Source organism: Pirellulales bacterium, assembly GCA_035939775.1.
Taxonomy (GTDB): Bacteria; Planctomycetota; Planctomycetia; order Pirellulales; family DATAWG01; genus DASZFO01.
In genome coordinates this window covers 1-11,765 of record DASZFO010000235.1, presented here as the reverse complement: position 1 = coordinate 11,765, position 11,765 = coordinate 1, and the positions used below count along the sequence as shown (strand labels likewise).

Here is an 11,765-nt window from a genome sequence, read left to right as displayed (position 1 = left end):
CCGTGGAGCACCCACCGATCGAACGGCCGTCGCCGTGAAATCGGTCGTAACCGTCAGACTACTTGTAACTGTCAGACCATTTCCTTGAGACTCTTCAGCGGACGTACCTTGATCTTGGTGGAGGCGGGTTTTGCCGCGACATCCATCAACTCGCCCGGTTTGAACGGATTGGGGACGCCTTTGCGGGCCGGCTTCGCGGGGACCTTCTTGCGCTCGATCTTCACCAAACCGTGCAGCGCAAAGACACCAGGCCCCTTGTTGCTCAGGGCTTTCTTGATTTCGGCCGAGAGCGCGTCCAAAACCGCGCCGACGACCTTCTTGTTGGCCTGAGTCGCGTCGGCGATGGCAGCGAGAACCTCAGTCTTACTGGGCGCTTTCTTAGGTGATGCAGTCGCGGGAGCAGCAGCTTTCGCCATGGTCCATGGCCCTCCTTGTAGGGTTTACGGGGGGTAAATTAGATGTCGGTTTGATAATCAACGACCGGATGATTAAAGACGACGCTTGCAAAAATGCAACCCTCAAAACCCGAAAAATCGCGAAAAACTCCGGAAAAATGACCATTCGGTCACTCTGGCGGTCTGCGATCTTCGGGAGCATCGCACTACCACGCCGATGGCTCCGGCGAGGCGCGCACCTAGAATACTACGTCGAAACCGGGGATAGATTGGCGTCCGCACCCATTTTGATCGCCAGCAAGTGAGCTGGTTTGGACAGATGCCGCGACAACCTGGGACCGATCGGAACTAACTTGCAGGTTCTCGCCAACAATTGTAAGATATTCTACAGCAATGGGTTAAGGTCTTTGAACTTTAATCGCCAATCTGACACTAACAACACATACGGGGTGCAAGGAACGATGCCCCGACACGTCGAGGAGGAGCCATGCTGGTCCGCAGTCGCTATTCGGCCGGAAATCGCCCTTGCGCATGGCGTGCGGCTCGAGTCGGGCTGATTGCTTTATCGGTGGCTGGGTTCGCCGCGGCCGAAGGACTCGCCCAGCAAGTTCCCTTCCAATTCAGGGTCCGCGGACGGGGGATTGGGGTCGGACAGCCGACCGGCGACGGCAGCGAAGAACAAACGGCCGAGGGCGTCTTTCACAGCGATCGCGAGACCCGCAAGCAACTCAAAAAGGCCAAGAAGCTGCTCGAGGACCATCGCTATAGCGAAGCGCTGCCTCTGTTGGACGACATCCTCGAGTCGTCGCAGGACTATTTCGACAGCACCGAACAGAACCAGATCGCCCGAAATGGGCTGAAGTCGGAAGCCCAGCGGTTGATCGGAGAGCAATCGACCGAGGGACTACAGGCCTACGAGATTCTCTTCGGAGCGAAGGCCGAGCGGATGCTGGCCGACGCGCTGACCGCGGGCGACATGGCGGCGGTGGCCGAAGTTGCGCGGCGTTATTTTCACACCCGCGCCGGATACGACGCGACGCTGCTCTTGGGCCGCCACCAGCTCGATCACGACGAGCCGCTGGCGGCCGCCCTTTGCTTTCAACGGCTGCAAGGAACTCCAGCGGCGGAGAAGTACGAGCCGGGGCTCTCGGTCATGTTGGCCGCCTGCTGGCTCCGCGGCGGCATGGAATCGCGGGCTCGCCAGGTGATGATCGACCTGAAGAAGCACGATCCCGGCGCCACGCTGCGGATCGCGGGGAAGGAAGTGAAGCTCTTCACGGCCGTCGATGAAGTTCATGCGATGGCGTGGCTGGCCGAGAATTTCGGCCGGCCGCAGGCGACCGAGACGATGGAAGCGGCCAACTGGGCGATTCATCGTGGCAATCCGGCGCGCAATGCCATTAGCTCAGGCGGAATGCCGCTGATGAGCTTCCGGTGGGAAACGCCGGTGGTGCCGAACCCGGAAGCGATCAAGACCGCAGTGAGCGCTCGGCAAGAGGGTCTGGATCGCAATCTGCCCACGATGCCCGTGATGCAGCCCTTGGCCGTTTCCGATTGGGTGCTGATGCGGACGCCGTTGGGATTGATCGGGTTGGACTTTCGCACGGGCTTACGGAAATGGGAAATCCATTCCCCAATCGGTCAGCCGCCCGATCGAGGCGCGGGCGGGTTCGTGCGAGTGAATGGTATGGTATTCAATGCGCAGGATCCATCGTTGAGCGAACGCCTGTGGGAGAACGCCACGTATGGCACGCTTTCGAGCGACGGTGAATATGTGTTCGAGGTGGAAGAGGTCCCTGACAATACGCCGGTTCCCGAAATGCCGCGACGACGGATGTTTCTCCGCCCCGGCGGGATGATCCCGTCGATGAGCATCGACAATCCAACGAATGAGCTGGCCGCCTACGAATTGCGAACCGAGGGGAAGATCAAATGGCGCCTCGGCGGTCAGAAGAAGGACATCGACGTCGAGCCGATGCTCACGGGCGCTTTTTTCCTAGGACCGCCGCTGCCGCTGTTGGGTCGATTGTATGTGTTGGCGGAGATCAAAGGAGAGATTCGCCTGGTCGTGCTCGATGCCAAGACCGGCAAGGTCGATTGGTCGCAGCAATTGGCTTCGCCCGAAGACGCGAACCCGTTCGGAAATGGTTTCCGGCGAACCACCGGCGTGAGCCCGTCCTACGCCGACGGAATTCTGATTTGTCCCACGTCGGCCGGCGCGGTCGTCGCCGTCGACGTGGCAAACCGGTCGTTGCTGTGGGGATACGAGTATCCGCGTAACCAGCAGACGCCGCAGCAGCAGGTCGTGGCGATTCGCATGGGTATGGTGATGAACGCCTACAACACGCAGAATTTCATGGGAGATCGGTGGTCGGACGCCACCGCGACCATCGCCGACGGTTGCGTGCTGCTGACGCCGGTCGAGTCGGACCAGCTTTTCTGCCTCAGCCTGATTGACGGCAAATTGCTTTGGAAAATGGAACGGGGCGAAAACGTGTACGTTGGCGGCGTGCATGACGGCAAAGCAATTCTGGTGGGCCGAAAGCAAATCCAGGCCGTCAAGTTGGCCGACGGGAAGCCCGCCTGGCCGAGCCCCTTGTCGCTGCCGCAAGGAAGCATGCCGAGCGGACGCGGATTCTTGAGCGGCGGCGATTACTTTCTGCCCCTCTCGAGCGCCGAAGTGGCGAGTATCGACCTGGCCGACGGCAGGATCGCCACCCGAGCCAAGTCGCGCGGGGGAATCATCCCCGGCAATCTAATCTGCTATAAAGGCTCGGTCATTGCCCAGGGAGTCGATCACCTCTACGCGTTCTACCAGCTCGATCCGCTGAAGGAGAAAATCGCCGCGAGATTGGCCGGGAATCCCGACAGCTCCGACGCGCTTGCGGACCGCGGCAATATCGAATTGGACGAAGGCAAACTTCCCGAGGCGATCGCCGATCTCCGGAAATCTTTCGAGCGATCGCCGATCGCTAGCACGCGCGAGCTGCTGGTCGAAGCGCTGCTGGCGGACTTGAACCGGGATTTTGGCGCGTCGCGAGCGACCGTCAGCGAACTCGAAAAGCTAATCGTGCTCGATGGCGAGCGGATCGTTTTTTTGCGGACGCTGGCCGATGGACTGGGCAAGTCGGGTGACCGGCTTGGAGCGCTCGACGCCTATTTGAAGCTGATCGACATGCCCTGGAATCAAGGGGAGCCGGAAATCGTCAATAGCGCGCTTTCGGTCCGCCGCGACCGCTGGGTCCGATCCCGTCTCGACCAACTTTATGCCGCCGCGATCGGCGACGAGAGTACCAAATTCGACGCGGCCGTCGCGGATCGCCTGAAGATGGCGCTGGCTGCCAAGGAACCCAAATCCCTGCGAAGGTTCCTCGCCTATTTCGGAACGCATCCGGCCGCCGACGAAGCCCGCGAGCAGTTGTTCGCGCAATTGACGGGGCCGGAGACGCTGATCGAACGGGAGATGTTGCTCGACGAGTTGCAGTGCTCGGGCGATCCGGTGCGGCGCCGCGCGGCGGTCGCGCGGATGGCGGCATTTCTCGATGAGGCGGGCAAGCCCGAGGAAGCAGCCTTTTTCTATCGACGTCTCGAGCATGAATTCGCCGACCTGGTATGCATGAGCGGCAAGACGGGCAAGCAAGTCGTGGAGAGCTTGCCGGCCGACTCGCCGGCGAAACGAGCACTCGCGCAAGCCGCGCCATGGCCGACGGGGAATGTGCGCCGCGACACGACGGAACCCCACGCGATGCGGCAGCCCCAAAACATGCAGCGGCCTTTCCCGATCGCTTGGCGCGGCGCCCGGCCGGCCTATCTTGAGACGGTCGCGGTCGCCTTCGATCAGCAGAACCAACTGGTGTTGGGCCACGATGGCTTGGGCCATGAGCGGTTCCGTGTGGCGATCAATGACTCGGTTCAAAGCCAAATGGGGGTCGTCCAAACCATCTCTCCTGAATTGAACTTCGCGGCGGCTCAAGGCCACGTGCTGGTGGTAAATCTCGGAAACAAGGTGCTCGCGCTCGATACCTTGCGGCAAGTCGATAGCCTGCGCACGCAAGGGGGCAGTAGCCGCGTCTTGTGGCAACAGGATCTGGTCGAACTCACTCCCAACATGTTCAACGGCCAGCCGGTGCCGACGCAGGAGATTCGCTTGCCCTGGGGGGCGAGCCGGCACGTTCCGGCGGCCGTGAACAACGGTCAGTCGCTGGGGGTCGTGGGGCCGCTCGTGCATCGTTGCGTGCTGGTTCAGCGATCGCGCGAGTTGACGGCCTTCGATCCGCTTACGGGGGAGACCCTTTGGAGCCGCCGCGGCGTCGAGCGGGGGAGCGAAGTGTTTGGCGACGACGAGGTGCTCGTGGTCGCGCCGCCCGACGGCGCCAAGGACGCCGACAAAGCGACCATCCTTCGCACGATGGATGGCGAGGAATTGGGCACGCGCACTATCCCCGTCGCGAATCGGCGGTGGAGCTATTGCGGCCGCCGTTGCCTCTCGGGCCGAATGGCCGGCGACGGCAAGCTGACGTTCGTGCTGAGCGATCCGTGGAAAGAACAGGAACTCGTTCTTGGCGCCTTCGATGCGGGCGTGAAACCGGCGCTGGTCGGCGACGAAGCCGCGGCCTTCCTCGAGCCCAAAGGCCGGTTCCTCATGATCGCGCTCGCCGATGGCCGGAAGATGATCGATGAACAACTCGATCCGGAAGCAAAGCTCGACACCATCGTGATTCAGCGAAGTCCCGATCAATATCTGCTCTTCGCCAATCATCCTTCGACGCAGCCCGCCGATCGTCAAAACCAGCCGATGCCTCAAACGGTGATGACGGTCGACGGCGGCATGGCGCCCGCGAATGGGCTAGTGTATGCATTTGATCGTGCAACTGGCAAGCCGGCCTGGCCGGTTCCGGCGTCGGTCGAGGGCTACCACGCGGTGCTCAATCAAGGGGTCGATCTGCCCCTGATCGTGCTCATGAAGTGGAATCAATCGGGCGGGATGGCCGACACGGGCGAGGGCCGGTCGTCGATTCTTTGTCTCGATCGCCGGACCGGCCGATCCCTCTGTCAGAAAGAATTGACTCAACCTCAAGCCAATTTCTTCAACTGCGAGCTGAGTGGAAGTCGCGAGCGCAATACGGTTACGTTGGCCATGCCGACAGAATCGCTGACGCTGCGATTCACCAACGATCCGGTTCCTCCCGAGCCTCCCTATCAGGCCGGTTTATTGCCAAAGCAATCGCTGTTGGGAAGAAACCCGGCTGACGCGGCGCTGCGCGCACTTTTCCCCGGATCTCGCGAGGATGGCGGTAATGACGGGAATTGACGCGTGAGTCAAAGCGCGAATGCCGACCGATCCGGCGAAGCGCCGCGCGAACGAATCGAACTGTGAGCCGTTGACGACGTAGGACCAATGTGTGCCGGTTCCAGAAAAGGAGTGGTAACGTCAATGACACGTCGCAAATCAAGCATGGCTTGGACGAGCTTCGCGTTGGCCATTTTGGTCGTTGCTGCCGAAAGTTCTGTGGCACGTGCGGCGGGACTCGACGCGAAGACGCAAAAGTTCATTTCGCGGGGACTCGATTGGCTGGCAAACAGCCAATCCTCGCGCGGGCATTGGGCTGCCGGCGAAGGGCGCTACCCGACTTCGATGACGGCGCTTTCGGCCACGGCCCTGCTGCTGGAAGGCTCGACGACCACCCAGGGAAAATATCAGAAGAATATCAAGAAGGCAGTGGATTATCTCGTCAGCCGAAGCCGCACGACCGGGCTCATCGGCGATCCGAACACCGACGACCGCTATACCTATGGCCACGGCTTCTCGATGCTGTTTCTTTCGCAGGTGCTCGGCGAAGAGGAGGATGAAGACCGCCGCAGGGAATTGATCAAGGTGCTCACCAAGGCGGTTGAATTCTCCGGCCGCGCCCAAACCGACGAAGGGGGCTGGGGCTACGTGAGCGCCAAGGACGGCAACGGCTTCGATGAAGGCTCGACCACCATCACGCAAGTGCAAGGACTGCGCGGCTGTCGAAACGCCGGCATTCCAGTTCCCAAGGAAATCATCGACAAGGCGATCAAGTACATCCGCAAATGCACGATGGACGATGGCGGCGTACAGTATAGTTCCAAGGGGGGCGGCGGCCGGCCGGCAATCAGTGCCGCCGCGATCGCCTGCCTTTTCAACGCCGGCGATTACGACGACCAAATCGTCCCCAAGATGCTCTCCTACGCCGACAAGAACCTGAGCAATATCTCCAATCAGGGCTTTGGCCACTGGCATTATGCCCATTACTACTATTCTCAGGTGATGTATCGCGAAGGAGGCAAGAAGTGGGAGTCCTATCGCGACAAGATTTATCCCCGGATCGTCTCCGAAGCCACCGACGACGGCCGCAATGGCATCTATTGGACCCAGGGCTACGTCGGCCCCGTCTACACCACCGCCACGAATCTCACGATTCTGCAATTGGAAAACAACAGCTTGCCCATTTATCAACGTTGACATCGCCCCACCGTATTTCACTGCATTCGAGGAACTGCAACTATGTCTGAGGTCTATCAAGCCGAGACCGTCGGCGACGATTCCGCGGCCGTTCGCAAGCTCAACGAGGCCCGCGAGAAAATCCTGCAACAACTCTCGCAGGTCATCGTCGGCCAGAATCAGGTCATCGAGGAATTGCTGATCTCGCTCTTCAGCCGGGGGCATTGCCTGCTGGAAGGCGTGCCGGGGCTGGCGAAGACGCTGATGGTGAGCACGCTAGCCCGCTCGCTCAATCTCTCGTTTAGCCGCATCCAGTTCACTCCCGACCTGATGCCGGCCGACATCACCGGCACCGAGATCATCGAGGAGAACAAATCGACGGGGAGCCGCGAGTTCCGGTTCCTCGAAGGGCCGCTCTTCTCGCACGTAATCCTGGCGGACGAAATCAACCGCACGCCTCCGAAGACTCAAGCGGCCCTGCTCGAAGCGATGCAAGAACGGCAAGTCACCGTGGGCCGAGTGCGGCATCCGCTCTCCGATCCGTTCTTCGTGCTCGCCACGCAGAACCCGATCGAGCAAGAGGGGACGTATCCGTTGCCCGAGGCGCAGCAAGACCGCTTCATGTTCAAGGTGTTCGTAAAGTATCCGAATTTCGGCGAGGAGTTTGAGATCGCCCGGCGGACCACCACCACGCTGGCCGATCAAATCGGTCCGGTGCTGACGGCCGAGGAGATTCTGGGTCTGCAGCGCACGGTGCGGGCTGTGCCCGTGACCGATCACATCATTCGCTACGCGCTCTCGCTCGTGCGGCAAACGCGGGTGGGCGAGGCGGGCGTGCCGGACTTCGTCGGCGATCAGGTGAGCTGGGGGGCGGGGCCGCGAGCCGTGCAGTTCATGATCCTCGGCGCCAAGGCCCGAGCGCTCTTGCACGGGCGCACTCACGTCTCGACCGAAGATATCCAATCGCTGGCCAAGCCGGTGCTGCGGCATCGGCTTGTGCTCAACTTCGCCGCGGAGAGCGAAGGGATCACTCCCGACGACGTCGTCGAACGCCTGATCCAGATCACACCGACCAAGGAAAACGAGCTGACGAGCGATGCCCGCTTCCAAAAGATTTTTGCATCCTGAAGCGATCAAGCGAATCTCGCGGCTTGATCTGCGGGCGCGGCACATCGTGGAAGGCTTTCTGTCGGGGATGCACCGCAGCCCGTATTTCGGGCAATCGGTCGAATTTCGCCAGCACCGCGAATACACGGTTGGCGACGACTTGCGCCATGTGGACTGGAAAGTCTGGGCCAAACAGGACCGGTATTACGTCAAGCAGTTCGAGGAAGACACGAACATGCGGGCGACGTTGTTGGTTGACGTGTCCAACAGCATGTCCTACGGCAACGGCCCGCTCAATAAATTCGACTATGCGGGAACGATCGCCGTCAGCCTGGCGTATCTGCTCCTGCGGCAGCAGGACGCGGTCGGTTGCGTGGCGTTCGCCGATTCGGTCCGCACGGTCGTGCCGCTGCGCACCAAGCACACGCATCTGCATTCGATCATTCAGGCGCTCTCGGCGATCGAGCCGCGCGAAAAGACCGATCTATTGGCGATCTTTCGCGAGGTGGCGGAGAGCTTTCCGCGGCGCGGGATGATGATCGTCATTTCAGACTTGCTGGCGGATCGGGCGGGATTGGTGAAAGGGATCAAGCTGCTCCGCCAGCGTGGGCACGACGTACTCGTTTTCCATGTGATGGACGACGACGAGCTGGATTTCCCGTTCAGCGGCGCGACGCGATTCGAGGGGCTCGAAATGCCGGACCACTTGACCTGCAACCCGCGCGCTCTGCGCGCCGGCTACCTCGAAGCGCTGCAAGGCTTCCTCGACGAAGTTCGCCGCACTTGCACCACGAACACCTGCGACTACGCCCTGATCCGCACCAGCGAACCCCTGGACGCCGTGCTCGCCCATTTCATCAGCAACCGCCAAAGAATCGGGGCCAGGGGCTAGGGACGAGGGGCGAGGGAACGCGCAAGCGTTCTCAGAGGCATTCTGAAAGCGCTATCATGATTTTCCAACAGCCCGAGCAATCTTCGATATCACGCCTGCCCGAAGGGCGGCGCGGCCCCCTCACCCCTCGCCCCTCGCCTCTCGCCCCGTCCCATGTTTGAATTCCCCACCCTTCTCTGGTTCCTGCCGCTGGTCGGGCTGCCGATCTTGATCCATTTGATCAATGTGCTTCGGCACAAGCGGATTCGCTGGGCGCCGATGGAGTTTCTGCTTCAGAGCCAGAAGCGCAACCGCACTTGGATCATGCTCAAGCAGTTGCTGCTCTTGCTGCTACGGATGGCGGCGGTGGCGGCGGTCGTGCTCATGTTGTCCCAGCCGACGGCCCGCAACACGCTTGGGGCGCTGCTGGGGGGCGGCAAAACGCATCATATCGTGCTATTGGACGACAGTTATTCGATGTCGGACCATTGGGCCGACACATCCGCCTTCAGGCAAGCGACCGACGTGATTGCCCGGATCGGCGGGCAATTGAGCCGCCAAGGAGGCCGGCAGGAGTTCACGCTGCTGCCCTTTTCGCAGGCCAGCCACCCCGGCCGCGGAATGAAACCCACGCTCGACCACGAACCAATCTCCCCAGAATTCAAGGACGATCTAACGGGCAAGCTGGCTGCGTTGCGGCCCTCGGAACTCGCCGTCGGGCCGGCCGAAGGGTTGAGTGCCGTCGAGCAGATGGTCCGCGGAGGCGACGGCAAGACGTCCACGATTGTCTATCTGGTATCCGATTTCCGCGCGAAGGATTGGACCAACGTCACGGAGCTGCGCCGCAGCCTCCTGGCCCTCAACGAGCTGGGGGCCAAGATCCAGATGATCGATTGCGTGGACGCCGAGCGGCCGAACCTCGCCATCTCCGCGCTCAAGCCGGGAATGGGAATCCGCGCGGCGGGCGTGCCGCTCAAGATCGAAGTGGCCGTGACCAATTACGGCCAGCAGACGGCCCGCGACATTTCTCTCCAGCTCGAAGAGGACGGCCGTTCCCGGCCGGCGATCACGATCAGCGCCATCCCCGCGGGTCAGACGGCGAGCGGCGATTTCGAGGTCCGCTACGCGAATGCCGGGGAGCATTCGATTTCCGCCAAGCTGCCGGCCGACGCGGTCGATCCCGACAACAATCGTTATACCGTCCTCGATTTCCCCGACAGCGTCCCGGTGCTGGTGATCGACGGCGACACACAAGCGGTCTCGGGCAAGGGGGACGCCTATTTCCTCACGCTTCCCTTCTCGTCGAACAACGTCGCTCCGACCGGCATCACACCGCGGATTGAATCCCCCAGATTCCTCCGCGACAAGCCGCTCGACGCGTATCATGTGATCTACTTGCTCGATATCGATCGGCTCGATCAGCCGGAGATCGACGCGGTCGAGGCGTATGCGAAAGCGGGGGGCGGCGTGGCGTTTTTCATGGGCGACCGCTCGCGCTCCGATTTCTTCAACACGCGGCTCTATCGCGACGGCAAAGGAATCTTTCCGGCCCCGCTGGTTGGCCCGACCGAATTGCTCATCGATCGGACCGAAACGGCCAGTGATCTGACGGTCGAGGGAAACCATCCGGTGTTTTCCCTGTTTGCCAGTCAACCGAACGTGGACATCGATAAGGTGATCGTCGAGCGCTACTTCGCGGTCAACAAGAATTGGGTTCCGCCGACGAGTTCGACCGCCCGCACCGTGGCCCGGCTCCGCAACGGCGCGCCGTTGGTGGTCGAGCAGAAGTTCGGCGACGGCCGGGTGATGGCTTTCTTGACGAGCGCCGCGCCGACCTGGAACAACCTGGCCCGGACGCCGCGGCACATCGGGGCGATGCTGCAACTGGCAGCCTACCTCTCGGCGGCGAAGCAGACCAATCCGAGCCGGGAAGTGGGGGGGCCGCTCGAAGTCGAGTTCGATCGCGCGAAGTATCTGCCGCAGGTGAAATTCATCACGCCGCAGCGCGGGCCCGCCGGGACCTTGCCCGTCGAGGGCGCGCCGAGCGGTGATCGCTTCAAAGCCGCGCTGCCCGGCGACGCGGCGCAGAGCGGCATTTACGAAGTGCAGTTCACCACGCCCGACAATCGCAACGAATCGCGCCGCTTTGCTTACAACGTCGCTCCCGAGGAGGGCGATCTGAAAACAATCGACGGCCCGCAGTTGGAAAGCCGCCTGAGCGGAGTGAAATACCGCTTCCATCACGCGGCCGACGCCTTTTTCGATTCCGGGGAATTCGATCGGGCGAACCTCGGGCGGCTCGTGCTCTATTCGCTGATCGGCCTGTTGGTTTGCGAGCAGTTGCTGGCCTATTCGTGCAGTTATCATCCCAACGCCAAGGAGTTGGCCCGTTGATGTTCGGGATCGAATCACTTTTGTTTGCTGATGCCGCCTCGCCGGCGAGCGCCGCCACGACGACGAAATACCAATTCTCGCAGTGGCAGTCGTTCAGCGAATGGTGGCAAACGCCGCTGGTGGTGCTGGCCTGCCTGGCGGTCGTGGCGTTTGTGGCGTATATGTATCGCCGCGACAGCGTCGAGCTGCGGCCGGGCGTCGGCTTGTTTCTGGCGATCATGCGCTTGGCCGCGTTTGCCGGATTGTTGCTCTTCTATCTCGATTTGCAGAAATGGTCGGAGCAGAAGGAAATCCAAAACTCGCGAGTGCTCGTCTTGGCCGATACGAGCATCAGCATGGGGCTCGGCAATTCAGATGCGCCCTCATCGTCTCCCGGCGATTCGCGGATTGGTCAGGTCGTGACCGAATTCACCGCTGGCAGAATGCTCGACGACATGCGTAAGACGCATGACGTGGTCGTCTGGCGATTCGACCAAGACTTGGGCCGCATCGCCACTTTGCCGAAGGTTCAGGATGTCACTGCGGGCCAACT

At 61.4% G+C, this 11,765-nt stretch carries 7 protein-coding genes; 6 read left to right on the top strand and 1 reads right to left on the bottom strand.

What is annotated here, in order from left to right; translation table 11 throughout:
* Positions 1-71: 71 nt before the first annotated feature.
* On the bottom strand, positions 72-416 hold the full coding sequence (locus VGY55_14705; GenBank protein HEV2971222.1) for an HU family DNA-binding protein: 345 nt from the start codon (positions 414-416) through the stop codon (positions 72-74).
* Positions 417-882: 466 nt separating this feature from the next.
* Between VGY55_14705 and VGY55_14700 the strand changes: the two genes are divergently transcribed.
* The 6 genes from VGY55_14700 to VGY55_14675 form a co-directional block, all read left to right on the top strand.
* Complete coding sequence (locus VGY55_14700) at positions 883-5,706, top strand: PQQ-binding-like beta-propeller repeat protein (protein HEV2971221.1); 4,824 nt, start codon at positions 883-885, stop codon at positions 5,704-5,706.
* Positions 5,707-5,829: 123 nt separating this feature from the next.
* Positions 5,830-6,882, top strand: coding sequence for a prenyltransferase/squalene oxidase repeat-containing protein (locus VGY55_14695; GenBank protein HEV2971220.1), 1,053 nt, complete (start codon positions 5,830-5,832; stop codon positions 6,880-6,882).
* Positions 6,883-6,924: 42 nt separating this feature from the next.
* Positions 6,925-7,989, top strand: a complete 1,065-nt coding sequence (locus VGY55_14690) for a MoxR family ATPase (GenBank protein HEV2971219.1) — start codon at positions 6,925-6,927, stop codon at positions 7,987-7,989.
* Entirely contained in the window at positions 7,958-8,860 is a 903-nt protein-coding gene (locus tag VGY55_14685) for a DUF58 domain-containing protein (GenBank protein ID HEV2971218.1), read from the top strand. The genes VGY55_14690 and VGY55_14685 overlap by 32 nt, the downstream gene beginning before the upstream one ends.
* A 153-nt stretch (positions 8,861-9,013) precedes the next feature.
* Positions 9,014-11,233 carry a BatA domain-containing protein gene (locus VGY55_14680; GenBank protein ID HEV2971217.1) on the top strand — a complete coding sequence of 740 codons (2,220 nt, stop codon included), beginning with the start codon at positions 9,014-9,016 and terminating at the stop codon, positions 11,231-11,233.
* Positions 11,233-11,765, top strand: a 533-nt coding sequence (locus VGY55_14675; protein ID HEV2971216.1) for a hypothetical protein, incomplete at its 3' end; no start/stop codon positions are given. The genes VGY55_14680 and VGY55_14675, both read left to right, overlap by 1 nt.

What these genes read in the sequence shown, in the direction of transcription:
- VGY55_14705 (HEV2971222.1), bottom strand. Translation starts at nt 416, where the DNA reads ATGGCGAAAGCTGCTGCTCCCGCGACTGCATCACCTAAGAAAGCGCCC.
- VGY55_14700 (HEV2971221.1), top strand. Translation starts at nt 883, where the DNA reads ATGCTGGTCCGCAGTCGCTATTCGGCCGGAAATCGCCCTTGCGCATGG.
- VGY55_14695 (HEV2971220.1), top strand. Translation starts at nt 5,830, where the DNA reads ATGACACGTCGCAAATCAAGCATGGCTTGGACGAGCTTCGCGTTGGCC.
- VGY55_14690 (HEV2971219.1), top strand. Translation starts at nt 6,925, where the DNA reads ATGTCTGAGGTCTATCAAGCCGAGACCGTCGGCGACGATTCCGCGGCC.
- VGY55_14685 (HEV2971218.1), top strand. Translation starts at nt 7,958, where the DNA reads ATGCCCGCTTCCAAAAGATTTTTGCATCCTGAAGCGATCAAGCGAATC.
- VGY55_14680 (HEV2971217.1), top strand. Translation starts at nt 9,014, where the DNA reads ATGTTTGAATTCCCCACCCTTCTCTGGTTCCTGCCGCTGGTCGGGCTG.